The following is a 23,254-nucleotide window of genomic DNA, read 5'->3' on the forward strand; positions in this document are numbered from 1 at the left end:
GCTATTCCTTTATATCGGCTAGTGCCTTTAATGAATTAATGTTATCTTCACCTCTGACAGTATTATCGTTGCCCCTGAATTCGCTTTTTGCTGTAAGAATTTTGCACAGGCTGCTCAGCTGACTGACAGCCGGCGAATCGGGAAATAATTCAACGAGCGGACGCTGTTTTGACACCGATTCGATAACATGCCGGTCGTTAAAGAGATAGCCGGCATTAAGAGGTACCCGGCCGAGAAACTTCCCGGCCAAAACCGTGAATTTTTGATATACATATTCATAATCCGATTCGCTCTCTATATTGTTAAGAAAAATGTGTGCCGAAAAATCATTTTTCGACTTAACCAGGAACTTGAACAGACCGTAAGCATCGGCAATCGAGGTCAGTTCCGGGTTGAGAACGACAAGATTAATGTTCGAATATTCGGCCGCCTGCCTGATTAACTCAAGATGGCCCGAGATCGTATCCAGTATGATGTAATCGTAACCGGCGGCAAGTCCCTTGAGCTGTTCGAGGAAACGACGGAACCTGAGGCTGTTGAAATCGTGGTAACGGCCGGTTCCCGATGGTGAGGCAATCAAATCGAGATTGTTATAAATCGGCATCAGGGATTCAGAGAACAGGGCACTGTTCTCGATCACATCGGCCAGCGTCATTTCCGGAACGACATTGCCCAGGATATGAATGTTTCCGAAATGATAATCACAGTCCAGAATCAATGTCCTTCCGCCCTGGTGCGCCAGAACCGCGCCGATGTTGAAAGCCAGAACCGATTTCCCCACGCCGCCCTTGCCGGAAATCAGGGAGATAATCTTCGGACCCTCGACCCGGCCGTCGCCGGTCACACCGTATGTATGAAGACGATTAGTCGGCATATGCATGGACCTCCAGTTTCAGAAGACGACGGGCAATCGCTGCGGCGTCGGGAACATGCAGTTCCCCGATTCCGCCGGGGCTGTCGGTAGTAAAGGCCATCGGAACATCGAGATATTCGGCCATGGCTGGAATTCCCCCCCACCGATCGGTCTCATCCAGATGAGTCGCGACCAGGTAATTGGGTTTAAATTTTTCAAACATGGTGACGGCATCGATCAGATCATTCGAGCGGCTGCAGACCGAAAAGATGAAGAAGACAATATCGGGAGCTATCGAGACAAGCTCATCCCGGAGTTTTTCCTGCCGCCGTTCCGAACAGCCGACTGCGGGGGTATCGATCAGGCAGATCGAATCCTCGTCGACTCCCGCTTTCAACTGGCGGCAAAGACCGGCCTGAAGATCGAGTAGATCGGCATAGGCGCCGATCTCTTCGTACGCCGCAATCTTCATCTGATCCAGCGACAGCAGCTTGACTTTCTGACCGAACTTGGTGCAAAGCTGTGCCGCCGTCTTGCCCATAACGGATGTCTTGCCGACTCCGCTCGGCCCGACAAAAGCGATCTTCATCCCGCGCTCCACCGATACCGCCGCCCCGGAAAGCCGCTTGATTTCATCATGCAGCAGCGCCATTGCGGTTTGTTCGATGTTTCCGGAAACGCCGTTACTTTCGAAAACTCTCTGCGCGATGCGATGGGCGATCTCGATCGGGACATCGGAATCGAGCAGATTGAAGAAAATCGGTTTGACTTCTTTCGGAAGAGCCGTAAACAGGTCCGGCGAGCGATGAGCCGAGAGAATACCGTTGAATGTTTTTTCGAGACCGGCCAGATTCATTGGCGCGGTTTCGGTCACCGGCATAACCTCGACTCTTTTCCGGTTCGCTTTGCCGGATACATCAGCGGTCACGGATTTACTTTTTCTCGATGATTTGTACTGCGAGAAAGCGCCTTCATCGATACATGCCGTAACCTCGAACTTCTGCCCGGTAAGAGGGGTCTCTGTTTCCGGGCAGGCCCGGGTCTTGAGAACCACGGCCTCACCGCCAAGTTCTTCTCTTATCTTCTTGAGCGCCGAGGCAACGGTCGGCGCGCTGAATGACTTAATTATCATTTCCAAACCCTACTATTCCGTTCGAGATAACCTCGACATTATTGCTGATCTCATTGTATGAGAGGATCACCAGCGACGGGTAGGTCGCCTCGGCCAGCCTCTTGAGGGCCAGCCGGATATTCGGCGAGCTGAGACAAATCGGGGTCCGCCCCTGGGCCTCGGTATTGCCCATCTGCTTGCCGATGGCCTTTATCAACTTCTCCGTCTCGGCCGGCGGTGTCACCAGCATCAATCCCTGCTTGGTATGTTGCACCGAATCGGTCAGCATCTGTTCGACCGATGGGTCAATAGTGAATACATATATTTTATTGTCTTTGTCTTTGTACATTTCGGTGATCTGGCGCTTCATGCTCATCCGCACATATTCCGCGAGAACATCGGTTTCTTTCGTCCCGGGATATATGTCGGTTATGGTTTCCATGATGGTCGCCATATCGCGAATCGGTATCCGTTCGGACAGGAGCGTCTGAAGTACTTTCTGCACCACCGACAGCGGGACCACATTGGGTATGATCTCACTCACCAGCGAGGGATTGTCTTCCTTCAGCGTTTCCATCAAATGGCTGACATCCTGGCGCGAGAGCAGATCGGGGGCGCTGATCTTGATGATTTCGGTAAGATGCGTGGCCAGAACCGCCGATGGCTCGACAATGGTGTACCCGCGTGATTCGGCCGTCTCCCTGAAATTGGGAATGACCCAGACCGCCGACATGCCGAACGCCGGCTCGGTGGTCCTGAAACCGTCCAGCTCATCCCTGACGAAACCGGGATTGATGGCCATGATATGATCCAGCATCAGCTCATATTTGGCCGCTTCAATGCCTTTAACTTTGACACGATATTGATTGGGGTTGAGCTGGACATTGTCCCTGATCCGAATCGGCGGGACAATAATTCCCATTTCTATGGCCAGTTGCCGCCTGATCGACGACACCCGCTCCAAGAGATCACCGCCCTGGTTGGTATCGACCAGCGGAATCAAACCGTAGCCTATTTCCACTTCGAGGGCATCGACTTTGAGAAGATCCTCGGTCCGCTCCGGCTGCTCCACCTGGGACGCCTGCAATATGGTCCGTTGCTCTTCAAGTTTTTTCTTCTTCATGCTTTCACTGGTCATATAGCCGACCGCGCCCACCCCGGCACCCAGCACGATGAAGGGAATGGTCGGCATTCCGGGAACGATACCGAACAGTATCAGCATCACCGAGGCAATCATGATCGCACGCGGCTGGCCGGTCAGTTGTTTGGCAAGATCGGTGCCCATATTCGAGGTCGAGGCGGTGCGGGTGACAATTATACCGGCTGAAGTCGAGACTATCAGAGCCGGGATCTGTGTCACCAGTCCGTCACCGACCGAAAGCAGCGTGTACATCCGCAGTGCCTCGGAAACCGAATGGCCCTGCATCAGGATGCCGATGACGAATCCGCCGACAACATTGATCATCGTGATCAAAATGCCGGCGATGGCATCGCCCCTGACAAATTTCGAGGCGCCGTCCATCGCGCCGTAAAAATCGGCCTCGTCGGCGATTTCCTTACGCCGCGTTTTGGCCTCTGTTTCGTTTATCAAACCGGCGTTGAGATCGGCATCGATCGCCATCTGCTTGCCCGGCATGGCATCCAGAGTGAAGCGGGCGGCCACTTCGGAAATTCTTCCGGCGCCCTTGGTAATCACGACAAACTGAATAATGACCAGGATCATGAAGACGATAAAGCCGACCACGTAGTTGCCCTTGACAACAAAGTTGCCGAAGGAATTGATCACTTCACCGGCATACCCGGTTCCGAGAATCAGACGGGTCGAGGCCACATTGAGCGCCAGTCTCAGCAGGGTAACGATCAAAAGCATCCCCGGGAAAACCGACAGGTCGAGCGGCCGACGGATGTAAAGAGTCGAAAGCAATATTACCAGCGAGAAGGTGATATTGAAGGCCAGGGCGAAATCGAGCAGTCCCGGCGGAATCGGAATAACCAGCACGCCGATAATGGCGATTACCGCCACCGCCAGGATAATATCGGAGCGGCCGGTCAGCTTGCCCAGAAATGAGTTGCCTTCGAGTTCCATTATACCATCGTCTCCTGCTTAAGCCGGTAAACGTAAGCGAGCACTTCGGCCACCGCCCGGTACAGCTTGCCCGGAACATATGAGCCGATCTCGCACATATTGAACAGCGCCCGGGCCAGCGGCTTGTTTTCCACAACCGGAATATTCGCTTCCCGCGCGATTTCTTTAATCTTCTCAGCAATCAGCCGTTCACCCTTGGCGACAACCATCGGGGCTTCCATTTCCGTCTGATCATATTTCAGGGCCACCGCGATATGCGTCGGGTTGGTGATGACCACATCGGCTTTCGGAATTTCCTGCATCATGCGGCGGCGCGACATCTCGCGCTGTATCTGCCTGACGCGTGATTTTGTCTGCGGCGATCCCTCGGTATCCTTGAATTCGTCACGCAGATCCTGCTTGCTCATCCTGATCGACTTTTCGAAATCATATTTCTGGTAGCCGTAATCAAGCAGGGCCAGAAAAAGAATGGCGGCGCCGATCTGCAGCGTGGTCTTGAGCGCCATAAGGCCCATGGCTCCGGCAAACTCGGCGATGGACTTGTCGGACATGGTGAAAAAGCTGTCGATTTGCGACTTGATTGAGAAATATCCGACGGTGCCGATCACAATCAGCTTGGCAACATCGCGGACCAGTTGAAACAAGGTGCGGCTCGAAAACAACCGCTTGATGCCGCTGGTCATGTTCAACTTGTCAAGCTTGGGTTCCAGCGGTTTTCCTGTGAAGAGGATGCCGACCTGAAGAACGTTAATACCATAAGCGATCAGGGCCAGAACGATCAAAAGAGGTCCCATCATCAGGAAGAAAGTCATGATGTTGGAAGCCAGCAGCGCCTGCAGGGAATCGAAATCGGTGCGGATATTCGGAGCCTCGGTGAAAATATATCCCATGTAATCCTTCATTTGATTGACCATAAGCGGGCCGACCAGATAAAGGGTGACAATGCCAAGGCAAAGAATAACCGCCGAATTCAATTCCTGTGAGCGGGCGACTCGACCCTCTTCGCGCGCCTTCTGGCGGCGGCGTGGGGTCGCTCGCTCGTTTCGTTCCTGAAAGCTGTCTTCTGCCATCTTCTTAACTCACGGACCCGATGTTATAAAGTATTTTGGTCACTTCCCCGTCGAGGAAGTAAACCGTCTTTTCAATCATGTATCTGAATACCGGCAGAGCCGCCGCCAGTATAAAAAGTCCGATGCCGATTTTGACCGGAATGCCGACAATAAAGATGTTCATCTGAGGAACCGTCCGCGCCACTACACCAAGCGCCACTTCGGTCAGGAAAAGAGTTATCATGACCGGAGCCGCCAGCTTGACGGCAATCGTAAAAACATAAGCGCTGACACGAATCAACTGCTCCCCGGCCGGCCCGGTAAAATTGAAAACACCGACCGGAACCAGTTTATAGCTGTCGGAGAAGGCCGAAAGAATGGCATGATGACCGTCAATTGTCAGAAAAATCAGGACGGCCATAACATACCAGAATTCCCCTATGACCGAAGTCTGGGAATTGGTTTCCGGATCCAGAACGTTGGCAATAATAAGCCCGATCTGGTAACCGACTATATTGCCCGCCATCCTGACGCCGACAAATAACAGCGAAAATAGTAATCCGATTATAAATCCGACCAGCATCTCCTTGGCCGCCAAAAGGGCCAGCAACCAAACCGATTCGATAACCGGAACCTGGTCCATGGATACAAGCGGTATCAATATGACAGCCAGCATGATAGCCAGACCGGCCCGAACCATGACCGGGATCGATTTATGGCCCAGAATCGGTGAAATCAAAAATAATCCGGCGGAGCGGAAGAGTATCAGAAGGAAGACTTGAAGTTTTGCAGTTCCGAATGTTAGAAAGTCAAACAATTTATCCTGCCTAGATTACGGGTTACTCGTCAATACTTTAATCAAGCTTTATGCCAACCCGTAACAAGGTCGCAAAATTATTATATTTTATTGATTTACAACGACTTATATAAATTTAGAAATCAGAGAAAAGACCTGTTTTGGGCAGGCTGCGGAAAGGATTACCCGATGACCGGGAAAATAATTCAAGACGCCTCCTTATAAAGTGGGTATTATCCCGAATAAACGAATGGTAAACTCCGTCACGACATTTATAATCCAGGGTAAAAAGATAATCAGCGAAACCGCCACCACAACGATTTTTGGAATAAATGTCAGGGTCATCTCATGAACCTGGGTAATCGCCTGCAAAATCGAGATGACTAAACCGATTAGCAGTCCCGAAAGCAGCATCGGCGCCGATACCAGCAACATCGTCAGAACCGCATCGCGGCCGATAGATACAACCATTTCCGGTGTCATAATTCATTACCCCTCAATAAAATGATCCGACCAGCGATTTCACCAGCAAATACCAGCCATCGACCAGGATGAACAGCAAAATCTTGAACGGCAAAGCCACAATAATCGGCGGCAACATCATCATACCCATCGACATCAGAACCGAGGATACAATCATATCGATTATCAAAAACGGTACGAATATCAGAAAGGAAATTTGAAACGCAATTCGCAGTTCCGAGATGACAAAACCGGGGATCAAGACGTGAAGCGGAACATCTTCCGGCTTCTCGGGCGGTTCCATTCCGGCCAGTTCAATAAACAGGCCCAGGTCCTTTTCGCGGGTCTGCTCCAGCATAAATTGCTTGAATGGCGCAATACCCTTTTCAAATGCCTCATCCCGGCTGATTTGCTCATCAAGATACGGTTTCAGACCTTCATCATACGCTTTATTGGCCATGGGGCTGACAATGAAAAAAGTCAAAATAAGCGCCAGTCCGATTAAGAGCTGATTCGGCGGCAGTTGCTGTGTCCCGATCGCCTGACGCAGAAAACCGAGGACAACCACGATTCTGACGAATGATGTCATCATCAGGATAATCGAAGGCGCCAGCGTCAGGACCGTCAGCATCAGGACTATTTGCAATGTTGCCGAGAGATCTTTGGGGCTGGTTGATTCCCCCAACTCGACCGAAACTTTGGGAATGGCCTGTGCCTCAGCGGCGACAGCCATGATGATTACCGTCAGTATTACATAGACGGCAAGACGTAATATGCCTTTCATTTCAATCCTATGAACTTTCTAAAATCCTATTTATCCGGCATCCTGCCGGAAATAATTACAGGGCCGCTTGCGGCCTGTTTCCATCTTCGGCAGCCTGAAGTGTCTTCAACTTTCCAATGTTAAGACTCATCAGCCTGTCTTTGGCATCTTTCATGATGCCGGCAAAACCGGACGTCGGCTTTTCGACCGCAAACTCGGCCAGGACCTTCGATGTTTGCTCGCCATCCAGTTCAGCCAGAACATTGATTCCCGAATCGGCCACGCCGATCAAAACGGCGCGGTCGGCAAAGCGAATCAATGACACCGATTTTTTCTGCGCCACATAGGTTGTTTCAAGAACCTCGATGATATTATGCTGCTTATTGCCGGAGAGCTTGTTGCCCATCATCCGCCGCAGAAGATAAAGAAAACCGTAAATCCCGGCCACGACCGCCATCAATGCGGCCATCAGCTTGGCCAGGGACCAGAAAACCGACTCATTCAGAACCGTCGCCGGCTTGGTACTGGCGGCGGCGACATCGGCTCCATCAGTCTTTAAAACATCATTAGCCGAAACATCCCCGAATTTCGATATCAACAGGGCCGATGAGACAATGATTATAATGAACATAATCAGCAGAATTTTCTTATTCTTGCGGCTCATTGCAGGTTCTTCAACCTTTCTTCCGGCGAGATCAACTGCGTGATTCGCAAACCGAAATTTTCTTCGACAACAACAACTTCGCCCCGGGCAACCTTTTTCTGATTTACCAGAAGATCGACCGGCTCGCCGACCAGCTTATCCAGCTCGACAATCGAGCCCGGCCCCAGGGACAGAATATCTGAGATATTCATCCGGGTGCGCCCCAGTTCGATCGAAACCGGCAACTCGACGTCCATGAGAAGTTCGATATTGCGGCTTCCATGCTGCTCGGAATCGGCGGAAAGCTGCTGAAAATCCGCCTGCTTGATGACCGGCTGTCCCTCGGACGCGTTCAGGCCATTGAGCGTCAATTCCTCCTCGACCGCCCTCTGCATGGCCGATTCGACATCCTCAGTACTCAACAGGTCGGCGCCGTCCGGCTCGTTGTCCCCGCCTTCATCCGGCATATCTATGGAATCACCTTTGGCGGCACCCTGATCTGCCGCCGGAAGGCCGGAGTCCGGAGTCTCCGCCATATTTTCGGGCGGGATCCCTTTGCCGCCGGCAGCTTCATCCGATGGGCTTCCGTTCATGGGCAGCTCAATCCCGTTTTTTTCATCCATGTTTTATAACTCCTTTGTTATTACCGGATATATTTCGGTAACCTGTCCGGCCCGGCGTTTTCCGAGAAGACCGGCCTGGCAATAAAATTTCTTTCTGTTGTTCACGAGCAGTTCCGCCGACTCGTTGATTTTGGCATCGGTCGCAATTATATCTCCGACTTTCAAACTGAGAAAGTCCTTCATTTTCAGATGTGTCCTGGCCAGCAGAATCGAGATCTCAACCTTGATTTCCTGCAGGTTTTGCCTGTTCGCGTCCGTCGCCGCTTCGACCGATCTCTTTTTGGTCGCATCGATCCAGTTCTGGGCGGAAAGCCGCGCTATCACCGGCTCGAGCGATACATACGGATAACAAATCGTCAGCAAGCCGGTCGCCTTGAACAGTTTCAACTGCAGCGAAACCACAATAACCGTTTCACCTGAAGGGACAATCTGAATGAACTGCGGGTTGGTTTCGAGTGACTTCTCTTCGATTACTATCGGCGCAATATTATTCCATGACTTTTCGAGATCCTGGTAAAGCTTTTTGGTCACTTTGGCCAGCACCGCTTTTTCTATCCCGGTCAATTCGCGCTCGATCTCGAGCATTTTCTCCCCGCCGCCGAAAATCCGGTCGATAAAGGCAAACGACAGCGAGGGGTTGAAATCGAGCACGCAAAGCCCTTCGAGCGGCTGTGCCGAAAAAGTGTAGGTGCAGGATGGCGTCACCAGCGACATTATATATTCCGAATAGTTGATCTGATCGACCGAGACGAGGTCCACATCAACCATAGTCCGGAACATTGCCGACAGCGTGGAACTGACATGCCCGGCGAAGTTGTCATGCATATTTTCAAGCGTCCGCAACTGGTCCTTGGAGACCCGGTTGGGATGCTTGAAGTCATACGTATGGACGGTCTGCGTCGTCCCGTCATTCATCACCGGCGCCGGATTCGGCTGCCCCGGATTCGACGACACCGTCGTCAGCAGGGCATCAATCTCATCCTGTGTCAGAATCTTTGCCAAAATCTTCCTCCTGCCCTATTACTGCAGAATAAAATCGGTAAAGTAAACCGCCGCCAGTTCATCGGTCTGCATCAACTGCTCGACGCGCTTCTTGATCTGATAGCGGGTGATTTCCTTCTCCTTGGGATCGGAAAGCTGCTCGATCGTCTTAGATCCGAGAATCGTTATTAAGGCATCCTTGATAACCGGCTCTCGTTTCTCGAACTGCAGAACCGTTTCATGCGTGCCGATCTCGAATCCAATCGAAATCGAAAGAAACCTGGTGCCGCCGGTTCCTGCCGGATTCACAATAATATCTTGCATCATGAACATCTCGGTGGCGGTGAACTGTTTCTTCTTGTTTTCCTTCTTATCGTCCTTCTTTTCTTCGGAGGAAACAGGGTCGGATGACTTCAAGTACTTCGTTCCGGCGAAATACCCACCGGCCGCCATGACAACGACAACAGCCAGGTAAATCAGCCATGGTTTCTTCTTTCCGGATCCCCCGACCTGGCCTTCACCTTCTGCAAGACCGCTTTCGTCGGGATTTAACCTGTCATCAATAGGCATCTGGCAATCTCCCCTTTATTCCTGTTTCTCGCCGCGCCCCGCCTTCCATTCGATATTGGAAGACATTTTGCGAAATGCGGCCACTCTTTTTATGATCTCATCGGGTGTCTCCCGAACCATAATCTTTTTGCCGTCGATCAGGCTGATTATGGTATCGGGAGTTGACTCGATAAATTCGATCAGGTCATCGTTGATGACGATTTCCTGATCATTTAATTTCGTAAGGCGTATCATCTAATATCCAATCACTATCTCTTCAGATTGACCAGTTCCTCAAGCATCTGATCCGAAGTCGTAATAATTCTGGCATTGGCCTGATAACCTCTCTGGGCCGTAATCATGTTGGTGAACTCTGAGGCAATATCCACCGATGATGCCTCGAGAGCGCCCGATGAAATCGTGCCCGAGATCGTCTCGCCGGCAACACCGATAATCGGCTCACCGGAGTTGGCCGAAGTCTGATACAGCGATTGTCCCGCCTTTATCAAACCGGCCTGGTTGTTGAAATCGGCCAAAACAATCTGCGCCAGAACCCGGCTGACACCATTGGTAAATATGCCGAAGATGTTTCCGGACTGGTCGAATGATATCTTATCCAGAATTCCCAGGCCATGCCCGTTCTGGTTGAGCACCGAGGCGGTATGCGCCGAGGCGAAACCGGTCAGACCGTCATATTGCCCGGCTGATCCGGCATCGATCCCGACATTGACCATATCGGCCCCGTTATTCGGGTCGAAGGTCAATGAGGTGGCGCCGCCGATATACTCGAACGAAAACAGCGAGCCGTCGGGATTAAACTCGATCGTTCCGCTGCCGCCGCCCGTGATTATTTCATTACCGAGGAATGATGCCGACCAGGTCCATTGATTTTTCTCGACGGATTTAAGAAATTCGAGCGTCAGCGTGTGCTTGCCGCCCTGCGAATCATAAACCGTCGTCGACATGGCATGCGTCGTATCATCGGTCTCAATCGTGGCCGTGCCGGCGCTGAGGCCGCTGAGAGCTTCAATCTCGACACCGCCGCCGCCGAGCCCCTCGATTCCCATCGCGAGACCGGTGTTCGAGTCAATCAGGATGTTCAGATTGATCGGCGGCTGGATGCGGCCGCTGGTCGGGTCGAAAACATCCGTGCATACAAAAGTATGATCGGTGCCGTTGTTGATTAGCTGTGTCGTTCCGTCAGGAACCCCAAACAACACCCCGACAATATTACCGGAGGTGTTCAGTCCCATCGGATCGACCGTAACCTGGGATGTCGATAACTCGATATTGTAATCGGTTCCGGCTCCCGCTTTGGTTCGGGTCAACTGTATTTCGCCGCCAACCAGTTCGGCCTTGATGCCGCTGATCTGATTGATGGCATTGATAAGGTCATTAACCGTCGAATTTATTGACGCCACCGAGACTATTTCAACCAGGGTTCCATTATCGCGTGAGATGGTGAACCCGGATACATCGGTTACCCCCAGACTGGCCAATGTCATATTGCCCGATAACACCGTGCCTGGTGCACCACTGATGTTATTGCCGACATTGGTTCCCGCCCAATTCGAATTCGTGGCCTGATTGCCGACTATGGTCAGCGTATGAACGCCGCCAGCGCCGTCAACTGTCGGAGTGTTCGATACCGTCGTAATACTGGTCGCCCCGGCGGAAATAAGGTGGGCGTTCGAATCCGTGGCCACTGAATTTAAATTATTGCCGAGCGTAATCATGGTCGTCGGCTGGGCCGGATCCTGCTGCCCGAACGGCATGGTGATGTTACCGATCGTCGCCGTTGACGGAATATTGCCTTCAGCATCCGCCATGCGGCCCTGGACAAACAGCCCGGTGGCCGGATCGACCAGATTGGAATTGGCGTCAAAGCCAAAAGCACCGGCTCGCGTGAAATACTGACCGGTATTATTGGACAGTACAAAGAAACCCGAACCCTGAATGGCCAGGTCGGTGATCTGCCCCGTCGTCTCCAGACCGCCCTGTTGAAAAACATTGTCGATCGTGGAAACGGTCATACCCAGTCCAAGCTGGACCGGGTTGGTTCCGCCGGATATTTCCGACGGCCGTCCGGCGCCTTTGAACGTCTGTACCAGCGCCTCACGGAATGTAACACGGCCGCCTTTGAAACCGATCGTGTTGACATTGGCAATATTATTGCCGATTACATTCATCTTGACCTGGTGGTTCCGTAGTCCCGAAACCCCGGCAAACAATGATGCCATCATAACTTTACATCCTCCTTACCTGAAGGCAAGGCCTCCCCGTCTCGATACGGGGTCCAGCCCTGATTACTGTTATTATTATTTCTCATTATTTCATCCTTAAAGAATCACCGCCGAATCAATCGAAGTGAAAACTCCCTCCTGCAAATTGGCCCGGCTGAAGGCCGAAATTATAGTGCGTGTCGGGATCGAGGCGACATAGGCCGCATCCTCGTCAAGAATCAGCGTGTCCTTCGATCCTTTGACCGCCGCCTTGTCAATCGCCTGTGACAACTGAGCGAGTTTTTCGTCCGAGAGTTCGATCCCGCGCGAAAACATTCTCTGCTGGGCATGCTTGGAGAACCTGATATCGCTCGCCTTGGCCATTTCCTGAGAAAAGGTCTCCTTGAACGTGCCGGCCGTCTTGCCCGTGTTAGCGGGCTGATTGACGTTGTTGCGGTTGACAATCTCCAGCAGTTTAACTTCACGATTGAAATCAGTGACTCTCATTTCTTACCCCTCATCTTCCAGCGATGCATCCTTAATTGCGGTCACCTCGGCCAGCGCAATCTCCAGACCGTTGACCTGCAAATAGGCCGCACCATCGCGATAAAGAACACCCGTCACGCGCCCTTCGACGAATGTCGATGGCGTAAAGCTTTCGCCGCTGGAATCGGTGGCGCTGATCGAAATCGTGTAGTACCCCGATTCGAGGCGATTGCCGTTCATATCCTTGCCGTCCCAGACAATCGAGTTGCTGCCCGCCTCAATATCCTCCTGGGTCAGGGTGCGCACAACGGTCCCATCCATATTCAAAATGTCGATTTTCACTTCCGACGCAAAGTCGGTGGTCGAGTAATTTATTTTCGGCAGATTTTCCTCATCTAGATAAATATTATTGAAAGTCGCCTTGATATCCCGGCCGATCAGCGAGGTCGCCATGGTATTGTTGATGGTCTGCATCTGCAGATAGTCCCAAGCCAGCGAGTTATTGATCGATTCATTCATATTCTGCAGTTGTTCCAGCGATGAAAACTGTGCCAGCTCGGCAATAAACTGGGTGTCATCCATCGGCTCGAGAGGATCCTGATGCGTCAATTGCGCCACGAGCAACTGCAGAAAATCGTCTTTGCCGAGCGCCTGCATTGACCCGGTCAGTACCGGATTGCCGTTTGTGTCGGTTGCTATCGGTGAAATTATTCCCATCATATCCTCCTAGGCCAGCCAGTTGACTCCTGACCTGCCAATATATTGACTGCCGCGCGATGCACCGATAATGCCCGCCGGCTCATTTTCATACTTTCCCATCTCTCGCGACCAGCCGTAATGACGGCTCCCGCCCAGGCCCTGGTTCCCGTGCATATAACGCCGGCCGGTTTGACCGCCGCCGACCGAAACCTGAAAGGCGTCGAGCCGGACACCTTTTTCAGCCAGATCGTCAAGAAGATTGTTGATATGCGATTCAACCGCACTCTGGGCCGATGTGCTGTCCACCACCATGCGGCCCATAATACTATGGCCCTGCGATGACAGCGTCAGGCGTACCGTTCCCAGATGTTCCGGTTCGAGTTTTATGAATATCGTGTGCTTGCTTTGTAAGTTTTTGGCGCTTAAATCTTCCGGTAAGACGAACTTCACCGAAGAAGGCTCCTGGGCCGCCCGGGAAGTATCAATCCTTGCATTATCCTGCGACAATGATTCGGCGTTTATTCCCTTTATTGTCTGCGACTCGGCCGCATTGTCGGACAGTTCTGCTTTTGCATTAGGAATACTCGCCTTGTCCGAAACAGCCGCCGGCATTACTTTATCGCCGCTACCGGTCTTAGTGCCATTCGATTTATCATTATGATGATCAGTGTCTTCCTCGGATATTTGATCCGCCATATTTCCTTTTTCCATTCCGGAATTGCGAATCGTCGTCAAGGATTCAATATCGGATTTAGTTACGGATTCGGCCTTAACCACCGGCGCTTCTTTGGATATCTCCACCCGATTCACATTTAAACTATTCCTGACTCGCTCCATTACATCATCTGCGGCGGCATGATCGGCCGTAAATATTTTTTCACTTTCAAGTGGTGCAATAATGGACATGCCCCGGCGGTCAGTCATTATATTATTGTCCAATCGTGCGGCGGAGATATTGTGTTTCCCTGAGTTATCGATTGTATCATCAACCGGAATATTCTTGGTCACATTATTATTTTGATTATGACCGGCTGAAATATCCTGAATCGCATTGGCGTTCCGTTCGGCTTTGGCTAAAACCGCTTTAAGATCGATCTGCATTCCCGGTTTATTGGTTTCGCCTTTGGCATTGCTCTGCTCGATAATGACCGGCGAAACATCCTGGTCTATAACATTTTCGTCTGAGATTACACCTGTTTGATTAACCGACCCTATCTGCCCCTGAAGCATATCAGCAAGCTTTTCGCCCGCAGTTAAAGCATTTTCCGATGCGGCTTCAGGCGTCATTTCATCAATTGGAATAATCCCGCCGTTCTCATTAATATGCAGACCGGCCAGAAGCTCCAGATCGATTCCCAGGCCGAGAGGAGACATCATCGCTTCCTTAAGGATGTCTCTTCCCTCGCTTAACGACTTCATATTTTCGTGAAGCTGTCCCTTTTCTGTCATGGTGCCTTCCAGCATCGTCGCAAAATTATCGCCGCCCGACGCTTTCGGCATACCGGAAGCACTTTCCTTCGGCGCTTTAACGCTGATGGAATCGATATTTGCCATATCCGGCATCTGCATAAAGGAATTCATCTAATTCTCCAGCACCGTGATCATGTCGGTCGAAAGTTCGGCCGCTCGTTTCGGGGGCAACAATGCCAGAATTTTCGAGGCATTGGCAGGTTTCATGCGGGGCAGAATCGAGACAACGACTTCATCCGACAAGTTGGCAAACAGCCGCGCCACCTCATTGGCTTTCATCCCGTCGTACAAACGGGCCAGTTGTATTATCCTGGCCGATTCCGCCTGCTCGATTTTTAACAAACCCTGATCCACTTTATATTTCATCAGCTCAAGCTCTTTTGCCTTGATCCCGATCTCACTTTTTTCTTCAGCGAACCTGGCCATCTCTTTTTGTATCCAGCTCAAGGTATCCAGCGAATCCTGGGGGTTCATGCCAAGCTCCGCGTTTTCCATATCCGGTGTAATGAAAAGGTAATCCAGTTCTTTCATGATCCCCGCGGTATCGATCTCAATCTTGGAAACATCCTCTTTGGCGATTTTTCTTGCCGCTTCTTCAGCCTTGATGTCCACCGTGGAACTGTCATGCTTTTTAATATCAGGCAGGTTATTTGTAGCGGCGGTGGTATTGCTCGTTGCAGCTTCCGGCGTTTCCATAGTCTGTTTGAATGCGAAACTGCCGCCTAATATAAAGAAGTAAATAGCAGCCGAAATCGCGAAGGCCCCGGCGGCTGATGCCGCGGGAACCAGAAACTTCTTTAAGTTTAAGCTTTTCAGCCTGCTAAAAATCGAAACCTTGGCCACGACTTCTTCGGCCGCTTCGTTCGGTTCCTGATCTTTTTTGCTTTCTTCTACCATATACCAATAGACCTATTTATATTTCTCCGGCTTCCATTTAAGCATGACGCGTGCCAAACTTGCCGAACGCCATTTCAATTGATTATGATACAACGCCTTACGCAAAGCGCGAAGGCTTCGACATTTATTTCATGGATGCGGTTTCGAGAAAACTTTTCCGGTTCACGAGAGTAATTTATTCAAATAACGGTGAGCCCCGACAAATCAAATAACGGATTACTATATTATGAGAACAATTTGTCGTTGAAGAAATCAGTCGCGCATTTTGGCGACAAGATGACTTTGATTGATTCCGACAATCGCCATCTCCAATATCTCTTTCCCGCCGCCGAGACCTTCCGGGATGGCCACTTTGAGATAATTGTCGGTGATGCCCCAGTAATGATTGCCGCGGCGGGCGCGATGTTCCGAGATAACATAAGCCCTCCGGCCCACCTCCCTTTTCAGCGCCGCCGTATAATGCTTTTTGGAAATATCCCGCAAAACCGCATTGCGTTCTTTGATCACTTCCGGGTTGATCTTGTCCGGCATTTCCGAAGCCGGCGTGTTCGGACGATCCGAATATGAGAACACATGCAGGTAATCCAGCAAACCCGAGTCGGCCGTTTCCACCGACCGCTGAAAATCTTCATCGGTCTCGCCCGGAAATCCGACAATGATATCCGCCCCGACCACGATATTTTCGATTCTGCTCCTGGCATAGCCGACAATATCGAGATATCTGGCCGAATCATACGGCCGGTTCATCATTTTTAGAATCCTGTCCGATCCGGACTGAAGCGGAATATGCAAATGCCGGCAGACTCGTCGCCCGCCGTCAGACATCGCCGCAATCAGATCGTCGTTGACTTCCTGTGGCTCAATCGACGACAACCGGATTCGCGGAATGGTTGTCTTCTCCAGAATATGGCGCACCAGCCTACCCGGCGAGGCGATCTCTCCGTGCCTATATTGCCCGATATGAACGCCGGTCAGCACGACTTCATGATAACCATGCTCATATAACAGGTTGATCTCGTCAATTATTTCCTCAGCGGGACGATTCGTCAATTCCCCGCGCACCAGCGGAATAATACAATAGGCGCAGCGCTGGTTGCAGCCGTCGCCGATCTTTATCCAGGCCCGGTTATGCTGATGAAACTCCGCTATCACCTTCGGATACGAAGTCCGCTCCGCCGAATCAAACAATGCGGGGAATTTATGCCGCAAAATATCAAGAATCTTTTCTTTCTCGCTATTGTTGACAATCAGGTCAACCCCATTGAGCCGGGCGACTTTTTCCGGATCGGCATCAACATAACAGCCGACCACCACCACCGGCGGCTTTTCGCTCCGCCGGGCGGCCCGGGAAATGATATTGCGGCATGAAGCATCGGCCCGCCCCGTCACGGTGCAGGTGTTTATTATATAAAGGTCGGCCGGGTCGCTGAACTCAACCCGCTCGAACCCATATTCAAGCAGTTGTCCCGCGATCCTCTCGGTCTCATACTGGTTGAGACGGCAGCCGATTGTTTCCAAAGCGACTTTTTTCATCACGTCATTATACGCATTCCCGGACAAAAAATAAAGCGGCGATCGCTCGCCGCTTTTTTATGCCAATTACATTATTCGGTCTTCAATCACGCCGGGTGGCTTTCCCTCCGGCGCCGATGTGGCATCACTCCTTGGGCTCATCTTCCGCCGGCGGCTGTTCGGCAGCCGGTTCAGGATTCCCCTCAGGTTCGGTCCCGGCCGGCGCGGTTTCGCCTTCCGGTTCCGATGCCGTCATCACTTCCGAGGAATTTTCACTGATGACATCACCTAATGTGACCGTCCGTGTGGGATGATTCGCAACGAACTGATCCAGTTCGGTCTTTTCGCGCTTCTTATAATAAGCGGCGACCGAAAGCACGATCTTGTGCGCCGGACGATCCAGTTCGATCACCTGCAACGGGATCTGCTCCCCTTCGTTGAAGGCGTCGGCCGGATTCTCCAGTTCCGGTTTGCCGAGCTGATGCGTCGGGACAAAACCCTCGACCTCACCGTCGAGCTCAACCGTTACGCCGCGGTCAAGCACACGCGTGATGGCGCCGAGGCAGTCGGTTCCAACCGCATACTTCTTGGCAATATCGGGCCATGGATCATTCTTGAGCTGCTTGTAACCGAGAGAAATGCGACGATTCTCATGATCGATTCTCAAAATCTTGATTTCGATCTTGTCGCCCTTTTTCATCAGCTCCGATGGGTGCTGAATGCGCTTGGTCCATGACATATCGGAGATATGAATCAAACCGTCAATGCCTTCTTCGAGTTCGATAAAGGCGCCGAAAGCGGTCAGATTGCGGACCTTGCCCGAGACAACTTTGCTCACCGGGTATTTCTCTTCGATGGTCTCCCATGGATCGGGCTCCATCTGCTTAATTCCAAGCGAGATTTTCTCATTCTCACGATCGACCGAAAGCACCACCGCGTCAATCTTGTCGCCGACATTCATTATCTTCGACGGGTGCTTGATATGTTGGGTCCAGGACATCTCGGAAATGTGAATCAATCCCTCGACACCCTTCTCCAGCTCGACAAAGGCACCGTAATCCGTGATTGAAACCACTTTTCCGGTAACCTTCTTGCCGATCGGATATTTCTCTTCGATATTCTCCCACGGATAGGGAGTAAGCTGTTTCAAGCCAAGAGAAATTCGTGAGGTCTTCTCGTCAAAATCAAGGATCTTCACCTGAATCTTATCGCCCAGGCTGACCAGTTCGCTCGGATGCTTGATCCGGCCCCAGGACATATCGGTGATGTGAAGCAGACCGTCAACACCATCGAGATCGATGAAAACACCAAAATCGGTGATGTTCTTGACAATACCCTCACGCGTCTGTTGAACCTGAATTTCGCTGAGAAGCGCGTCACGCTTCGATTCTCTTTCTTCTTCGAGAACCACCCGGCGCGACACGACAATATTGCGACGGCTCTTGTTGAGCTTGATAATCTTCAGTTCCATCATCGAACCGATCAATGCATCGAAATCCGGCACCTGCCGCAATGCAATCTGGGAACCGGGAAGGAATGCGTCGACACCCATGATATCGACCACCACGCCACCCTTGATGCGGCGGACAATCCGGCCGTTGACCAGATCACCGGCATCATGAATATCACGGATCCTGTCCCAAACCATCATGAAATCGGCCTTCTGTTTTGATAAAATCAACTGGCCGTTCGAGTCCTCGATCTGCTCCAGGAATACATCGATCCTGTCGCCGACCGCAATGTTAATCGGTTCGGGAAATTCGTGAAGCGGGATAATACCTTCCGATTTGAATCCGACATCGACAATAACATCGTCCTTGGATACCCCAAGAACCGTGCCGCTGACTATTTCACCCTCTTTGATATCCTTGATAGTACTGTCATACATCTCAAGGAGCTGGGTGTACTCGTCTTCGGAATATTCACGGCTGTCGATTTCGGTCAGTTTCATGGCCTCGACAACCCTGATATTATCGACGAACGTATCTTCTCGTTCTTTGCGGGCTACCGCTTTTTCGGCCAGACGCGTCGTGCGCGCCGTGACGATTTTTTCCTGCGATGATTCTTCTTCAGTCGATACCTTGACTTCTTCAACCTCACTCGCCTTGACCAATTTTACCTTTTTGGACTTGGTCTTCTTGGCGCTGGAAGCTTTTCGCTTGGTAAGCTTTGGAGTCTTATCACCTCCAGTCTTTGTGGATTTTTTCTCAATCTGTTTTTTGGCTTCTGCCATTTTTGAAAATTCCTCCTTCGAACTATATTTATCCCGGCGCGATAAATCACACGGGTGGGATATTCGAATATAAAAGTCGATTCAATCTATTATTTATCGACTAAGCCTTACAATATTGAATATAATTTCTTTATTGTCAAGCACTTCGGTCATGTTTTTGAGAATCTTTTTTCAGGTCGCTAATACGTCCCATTACCGCCTCGGCCAGCATCCGATAACCATCCTTGGTGTCCGGATAGTCTTTAGATTCACTGCTGTCCAAAGGTTTCCCGATTACCACCGAAAGCCTCTCCCGGCCCAGAAAACAGGCTAACAGCCTGTTTGATCCCGAAATATAAGCCGGTATAATCGGGGCCCCGGTCTTGAGGGCAACCAGGCCGACACCCGGCTTGGCCGGAAGAAAACCATTCGTCCTCGAGCGGGTTCCTTCAAGGAAAATCAGCAGCCCGTCACCTTTTTTCAAAATCTCCACCGCCAGCTCCAGGGCCCGGCGGTCAAAACCCCGGTGAATCGGATGCGAGTTTAGATTTCGTATCACCGTGCCAAGAATGAAAATATTGAATAACTCCTTCTTGGCCATAAAATGAATGGGACGTTTGATGGAAGTGGACAACATGGGCGGGTCGGCCAGAGAGATATGATTACTGGCAAGAATAAAAGGGCCCTCGCGGGGGATGTTTTCAAGGCCCCTTACTTTTCTCCTGAATATAATCTGGGCGATCGAACGCGCCAACCGCCAGCAAAACCAGTAAAAAAAAGTCATTTTTTGATAAAACGCGCCTGGATCAGCTTAATGATTTTATCAACCTGTTCTTCTATATTCAAATTAGTCGTATCGACAAGAACCGAATCGCGGGTGCGTGTCAGAGGGGAATTGGACCGGCCGCTGTCATAATCATCGCGGCGCGCTAAAAGCTCCATTTGCTCTTCAAGTGTCGAGTTGATTCCCTGCCGCGAAAAATCAATCAGCCGGCGGCGGGCCCGTTCCTGCAGGGAAGCTTCGAGATAGACCTTGATATCGGCATCCGGAAAAACGACCGAGGTCGTGTCGCGCCCTTCGGCTACCACCCCGCCCTTTCTGGCCATTTCTCTTTGTCGCGCCACCATGGCCTCCCTGACCCCGGCGTGCGCCGAGACCGGCGATACGGCAGAGGTAACTTCGGGCGAACGGATAGCCTCCGTCACATCCAGTCCGTTAAGAAACACTTGATTGACGTCCGCCTCGGTCTTGAATTCAATCGTCACTCTCGATGCAATGGCTTCAAGAGCGCGGGCATCTTCCGGCGAAACCCCGTTTTCCAGGGCAAAAAGGGTCACCGCGCGATACATCGCCCCGGTGTCGAGATAAATAAATCCCAGCCTCGCCGCAAGCATTTTGGCCGTCGTCGATTTGCCCGATCCGGCCGGACCGTCGATGGCTATTATCTTTCCCTCGAGCGCCGATAATTTGTAAGGTCTTGACATAGTTGTTATATCACGCAAAAATGATTAAATCCGATTTCATTGCTGCGTCATTTGCCCCATCAATACATATTTTCAAATACTAGTCCGAGTCATTGGAATGACCGAACCATTTGCTCTCCAGCCGATCGTATTCGCCCTTTTCCTGAATCAATTCAAGCGCCGAATCTATCTTGCCCAGGAGCTCGGCATCATCCTTGCGCACCGCAATACCATAATGCTCGGTCGATAACAGCTCTCCCACCGTTTTCGCACGACCCTGGCTTTTAATATATGCCATGGTGGTCGGATAATCATTGAGGACGGCGTCGATATGTCCGTTTTCCATATCGATAAAGGCCGCGCCGATATTATCAAAGGAAAAGACGGTCAGCCCCTCCAGCGATTTGGCCATCCTTTCGCCGGTCGTGCCCAACTGGACGCCCACTTTGCGGCCCCGAAGATCATCCACCGATTTAATGACCGAATCTCCCAGTGACACCGCCACAATTTGTCCGGCCAGATAATAAGACTTCGAGAATGAAACGGAAGCTTCCCTCTGCGGGGTTATCGTCATGGCCGAAATTATACAGTCATATTTGTGGTTCTTCAGACCGGGAATGATGCCGTCAAATGGGGTAATGATAAACTCCGGTGTCCAGCCGTTCACGCGGCAGATGGCGCCGATAATATCCATATCGAATCCTTCGGGCAGGCCGCTGTCGGTATTGACCAGTTCAAAGGGCGGATAGGTGGCATCGGTACCCACTAACAGGACCGATTTCTCCTTCCAGACCGGAATATCTTTCTCCCCGGCGCACCCGAACACAAACAGGGCAATAAATATGGTAATAATAAACTTTCTGGTCATGACTTTACCAATTTGCCGATTAAGATAGGCAGAACTATAAAGAAGCGCAATAATTTTTAATAGGCATGAAGAATCGGGAATCCGGTTTCTATGGACCGGGGCAAATCGGCGGCGGCCCGGCGTTGTATAAATAATATACCAGAAAGGTTATATCCAGAAGATCGACATTGCCGCTTCCATTGGCGTCGGCCGCTTCCTCCGGTTCCGAAGGCGGCCCCCCTTTGTACAGATAACGAATAATATAAGTGATATCAAGCAGGTTTATTTTCTCATTGCCGCTGGCATCGCCGCAGACATAACCCCACAGGCATGCGACATGCAGCGCCCCGATAAAGCGGTTGCACATATTATTCGAAGGCGCACAGGGCGAGGCGGCTCCCAGATGCAGGTCCCGTGCGAGCGTATCGCAAAATATCGGATCGACACACATATTGCCGCTGCTGTCGTTCAGCGACTCAACACATCCGGCCCAGTCGCCGCCGCTGTTGCCATATAAATTGGAGCAGTCAACATCGGAACTGCTCGTGCTGTCACAGTAGATGGCATCCGTCCCAATGTTAAAGGCGATTATCGAGGCGGATAAAGACGAATGAGAGCCGAAACGGCAGGCGATGGCAGAACCGGGGCCCTGATCCACAAAATTCCCGAAAAAAGTACTGTTGGCTATTACTGGAAATGAAAGCGAATCGCATAAAATAGCCGCGCCCGGGCCGCGGAAGGCGAAATTATCGATGAAAAGACATCCATTAATGACCGGCGAGGACTTATAACAATAAATCGCACCCCCGCCATGCCAGACCTGATTGCCAATGAAAACGCAATTTTGAAAATATGGCGCGGCGTTTGAATCGCAGAGAACCGCTCCGCCGCTCAATTCCTCCGCTACCTCCGTCAATATTTTTTTTGGCCCCGGATCGATGACATTATTTTCAAAAACGCAATTCTCAAAAACCGGTGATGAGTTCCATATATAGGCCCCGGCCCCTCCTGAAGGCACATGCCCGATACTGAGCAGACCGGCATTCTTAATCGTAAACCCGACCACATGCGCGCTCGAATCTTCTCCGTTTTCAAAAATGAAACCCCGGAAATTACCTGCTTCAAGATTGGCCCCGCAATCCAGTATGGTCGAATCGCTCCCCCCCTCCGATATCAGGGCTATGGCTTTGCCGTTGAAATTCAAATCGCGATTGCCGTCACCGCTATAAATACCGGCCGCAACCATTACAGTATCGCCGCTCTCGGCGGCATCAAGGCCGTCCTGAATAACCAAAAAATCCTGGGGGATTTTAATTATCGAGGCGCTGCCGATTATCGGCCGGAATAGTATAATGGTCAGAAGCAATATCAATCGTACGTATATGGTCACCTCTCCCCTCATTTAAATAACACGCTATATTTACGTAATATCAAATTCAAAAGCAAAATAATATTTGTTTTTTCACCCATGATTTCCATTGAAGAATTAGTGCCCGCCCTGTTCCCGAAGACTGCCCCCTGTCCAATTT

General features: G+C 51.1%; 23 protein-coding genes. All 23 read right to left on the minus strand.

Annotated elements, in window-relative coordinates:
* Nucleotide 1: 1 nt before the first annotated feature.
* Entirely contained in the window at nt 2-880 is an 879-nt protein-coding gene (locus tag CVT49_03560; protein PKK84411.1) for a hypothetical protein, read from the minus strand.
* Entirely contained in the window at nt 864-1,985 is a 1,122-nt protein-coding gene (locus CVT49_03565) for a hypothetical protein (protein ID PKK84412.1), read from the minus strand. The genes CVT49_03560 and CVT49_03565 overlap by 17 nt, the downstream gene beginning before the upstream one ends.
* Nucleotides 1,975-4,050, minus strand: a complete 2,076-nt coding sequence (flhA, locus tag CVT49_03570) for a flagellar biosynthesis protein FlhA (GenBank protein PKK84413.1) — start codon at nt 4,048-4,050, stop codon at nt 1,975-1,977. Before flhA ends, CVT49_03565 begins: the two co-directional genes overlap by 11 nt.
* A complete protein-coding gene (flhB, locus tag CVT49_03575; protein PKK84414.1) occupies nt 4,050-5,120 on the minus strand; it encodes a flagellar biosynthesis protein FlhB in 1,071 nt (356 codons plus the stop codon). Before flhB ends, flhA begins: the two co-directional genes overlap by 1 nt.
* A 4-nt stretch (nt 5,121-5,124) precedes the next feature.
* Nucleotides 5,125-5,916, minus strand: coding sequence for a flagellar type III secretion system protein FliR (locus tag CVT49_03580; GenBank protein PKK84415.1), 792 nt, complete (start codon nt 5,914-5,916; stop codon nt 5,125-5,127).
* Between the two features lie 198 nt (nt 5,917-6,114).
* Entirely contained in the window at nt 6,115-6,378 is a 264-nt protein-coding gene (gene fliQ, locus CVT49_03585; GenBank protein PKK84416.1) for a flagellar biosynthetic protein FliQ, read from the minus strand.
* Between the two features lie 13 nt (nt 6,379-6,391).
* The gene (gene fliP / locus CVT49_03590) at nt 6,392-7,141 is read right to left on the minus strand and encodes a flagellar biosynthetic protein FliP (GenBank protein ID PKK84417.1); all 750 of its coding nucleotides are present in this window, start codon (nt 7,139-7,141) and stop codon (nt 6,392-6,394) included.
* Nucleotides 7,142-7,196: 55 nt separating this feature from the next.
* Nucleotides 7,197-7,784, minus strand: a complete 588-nt coding sequence (gene fliO, locus CVT49_03595) for a flagellar biosynthetic protein FliO (GenBank protein PKK84418.1) — start codon at nt 7,782-7,784, stop codon at nt 7,197-7,199.
* Complete coding sequence (gene fliN, locus CVT49_03600; GenBank protein PKK84419.1) at nt 7,781-8,386, minus strand: flagellar motor switch protein FliN; 606 nt, start codon at nt 8,384-8,386, stop codon at nt 7,781-7,783. The genes fliO and fliN overlap by 4 nt, the downstream gene beginning before the upstream one ends.
* Nucleotides 8,387-8,389: 3 nt before the next feature.
* A complete protein-coding gene (fliM, locus tag CVT49_03605) occupies nt 8,390-9,391 on the minus strand; it encodes a flagellar motor switch protein FliM (protein PKK84420.1) in 1,002 nt (333 codons plus the stop codon).
* A gap of 15 nt (nt 9,392-9,406) precedes the next feature.
* Complete coding sequence (locus CVT49_03610; protein ID PKK84421.1) at nt 9,407-9,937, minus strand: hypothetical protein; 531 nt, start codon at nt 9,935-9,937, stop codon at nt 9,407-9,409.
* A gap of 15 nt (nt 9,938-9,952) precedes the next feature.
* Entirely contained in the window at nt 9,953-10,171 is a 219-nt protein-coding gene (locus CVT49_03615; protein ID PKK84422.1) for an endoflagellar protein, read from the minus strand.
* Nucleotides 10,172-10,185: 14 nt separating this feature from the next.
* Nucleotides 10,186-12,159: a hypothetical protein gene (locus CVT49_03620; GenBank protein ID PKK84423.1), complete on the minus strand. Its 1,974-nt coding sequence runs from the start codon at nt 12,157-12,159 to the stop codon at nt 10,186-10,188.
* Between the two features lie 96 nt (nt 12,160-12,255).
* Nucleotides 12,256-12,645, minus strand: coding sequence for a hypothetical protein (locus tag CVT49_03625; GenBank protein PKK84424.1), 390 nt, complete (start codon nt 12,643-12,645; stop codon nt 12,256-12,258).
* Nucleotides 12,646-12,648: 3 nt separating this feature from the next.
* On the minus strand, nt 12,649-13,344 hold the full coding sequence (locus CVT49_03630; GenBank protein PKK84425.1) for a hypothetical protein: 696 nt from the start codon (nt 13,342-13,344) through the stop codon (nt 12,649-12,651).
* Nucleotides 13,345-13,350: 6 nt separating this feature from the next.
* The gene (locus CVT49_03635; protein PKK84426.1) at nt 13,351-14,904 is read right to left on the minus strand and encodes a hypothetical protein; all 1,554 of its coding nucleotides are present in this window, start codon (nt 14,902-14,904) and stop codon (nt 13,351-13,353) included.
* On the minus strand, nt 14,905-15,690 hold the full coding sequence (locus tag CVT49_03640; protein PKK84427.1) for a hypothetical protein: 786 nt from the start codon (nt 15,688-15,690) through the stop codon (nt 14,905-14,907). It abuts the gene before it with no gap.
* A gap of 252 nt (nt 15,691-15,942) precedes the next feature.
* Complete coding sequence (locus CVT49_03645; GenBank protein PKK84428.1) at nt 15,943-17,223, minus strand: tRNA (N(6)-L-threonylcarbamoyladenosine(37)-C(2))-methylthiotransferase MtaB; 1,281 nt, start codon at nt 17,221-17,223, stop codon at nt 15,943-15,945.
* A gap of 124 nt (nt 17,224-17,347) precedes the next feature.
* On the minus strand, nt 17,348-19,435 hold the full coding sequence (locus CVT49_03650; protein PKK84429.1) for a 30S ribosomal protein S1: 2,088 nt from the start codon (nt 19,433-19,435) through the stop codon (nt 17,348-17,350).
* Between the two features lie 136 nt (nt 19,436-19,571).
* Nucleotides 19,572-20,198, minus strand: a complete 627-nt coding sequence (locus CVT49_03655; GenBank protein PKK84430.1) for a 1-acyl-sn-glycerol-3-phosphate acyltransferase — start codon at nt 20,196-20,198, stop codon at nt 19,572-19,574.
* Nucleotides 20,195-20,899, minus strand: a complete 705-nt coding sequence (locus CVT49_03660; GenBank protein ID PKK84431.1) for a cytidylate kinase — start codon at nt 20,897-20,899, stop codon at nt 20,195-20,197. The genes CVT49_03655 and CVT49_03660 overlap by 4 nt, the downstream gene beginning before the upstream one ends.
* A gap of 79 nt (nt 20,900-20,978) precedes the next feature.
* Nucleotides 20,979-21,746: a basic amino acid ABC transporter substrate-binding protein gene (locus CVT49_03665; GenBank protein ID PKK84432.1), complete on the minus strand. Its 768-nt coding sequence runs from the start codon at nt 21,744-21,746 to the stop codon at nt 20,979-20,981.
* Nucleotides 21,747-21,834: 88 nt separating this feature from the next.
* Complete coding sequence (locus tag CVT49_03670; GenBank protein ID PKK84433.1) at nt 21,835-23,097, minus strand: hypothetical protein; 1,263 nt, start codon at nt 23,095-23,097, stop codon at nt 21,835-21,837.
* Nucleotides 23,098-23,254 lie beyond the last annotated feature (157 nt).

The organism is candidate division Zixibacteria bacterium HGW-Zixibacteria-1 (assembly GCA_002838945.1).
Taxonomy (GTDB): domain Bacteria; phylum Zixibacteria; class MSB-5A5; order GN15; family PGXB01; genus PGXB01.

Excerpts from the sequence above, each read along its gene's own strand:
- CVT49_03560 (PKK84411.1), bottom strand. The coding sequence starts at position 880 with ATGCATATGCCGACTAATCGTCTTCATACATACGGTGTGACCGGCGAC.
- CVT49_03565 (PKK84412.1), bottom strand. The coding sequence starts at position 1,985 with ATGATAATTAAGTCATTCAGCGCGCCGACCGTTGCCTCGGCGCTCAAG.
- flhA (PKK84413.1), bottom strand. The coding sequence starts at position 4,050 with ATGGAACTCGAAGGCAACTCATTTCTGGGCAAGCTGACCGGCCGCTCC.
- flhB (PKK84414.1), bottom strand. The coding sequence starts at position 5,120 with ATGGCAGAAGACAGCTTTCAGGAACGAAACGAGCGAGCGACCCCACGC.
- fliQ (PKK84416.1), bottom strand. The coding sequence starts at position 6,378 with ATGACACCGGAAATGGTTGTATCTATCGGCCGCGATGCGGTTCTGACG.
- fliP (PKK84417.1), bottom strand. The coding sequence starts at position 7,141 with ATGAAAGGCATATTACGTCTTGCCGTCTATGTAATACTGACGGTAATC.
- fliO (PKK84418.1), bottom strand. The coding sequence starts at position 7,784 with ATGAGCCGCAAGAATAAGAAAATTCTGCTGATTATGTTCATTATAATC.
- fliN (PKK84419.1), bottom strand. The coding sequence starts at position 8,386 with ATGGATGAAAAAAACGGGATTGAGCTGCCCATGAACGGAAGCCCATCG.
- CVT49_03610 (PKK84421.1), bottom strand. The coding sequence starts at position 9,937 with ATGCCTATTGATGACAGGTTAAATCCCGACGAAAGCGGTCTTGCAGAA.
- CVT49_03615 (PKK84422.1), bottom strand. The coding sequence starts at position 10,171 with ATGATACGCCTTACGAAATTAAATGATCAGGAAATCGTCATCAACGAT.
- CVT49_03620 (PKK84423.1), bottom strand. The coding sequence starts at position 12,159 with ATGATGGCATCATTGTTTGCCGGGGTTTCGGGACTACGGAACCACCAG.
- CVT49_03625 (PKK84424.1), bottom strand. The coding sequence starts at position 12,645 with ATGAGAGTCACTGATTTCAATCGTGAAGTTAAACTGCTGGAGATTGTC.
- CVT49_03630 (PKK84425.1), bottom strand. The coding sequence starts at position 13,344 with ATGATGGGAATAATTTCACCGATAGCAACCGACACAAACGGCAATCCG.
- CVT49_03635 (PKK84426.1), bottom strand. The coding sequence starts at position 14,904 with ATGAATTCCTTTATGCAGATGCCGGATATGGCAAATATCGATTCCATC.
- CVT49_03640 (PKK84427.1), bottom strand. The coding sequence starts at position 15,690 with ATGGTAGAAGAAAGCAAAAAAGATCAGGAACCGAACGAAGCGGCCGAA.
- CVT49_03645 (PKK84428.1), bottom strand. The coding sequence starts at position 17,223 with ATGAAAAAAGTCGCTTTGGAAACAATCGGCTGCCGTCTCAACCAGTAT.
- CVT49_03650 (PKK84429.1), bottom strand. The coding sequence starts at position 19,435 with ATGGCAGAAGCCAAAAAACAGATTGAGAAAAAATCCACAAAGACTGGA.
- CVT49_03655 (PKK84430.1), bottom strand. The coding sequence starts at position 20,198 with ATGACTTTTTTTTACTGGTTTTGCTGGCGGTTGGCGCGTTCGATCGCC.
- CVT49_03660 (PKK84431.1), bottom strand. The coding sequence starts at position 20,899 with ATGTCAAGACCTTACAAATTATCGGCGCTCGAGGGAAAGATAATAGCC.
- CVT49_03665 (PKK84432.1), bottom strand. The coding sequence starts at position 21,746 with ATGACCAGAAAGTTTATTATTACCATATTTATTGCCCTGTTTGTGTTC.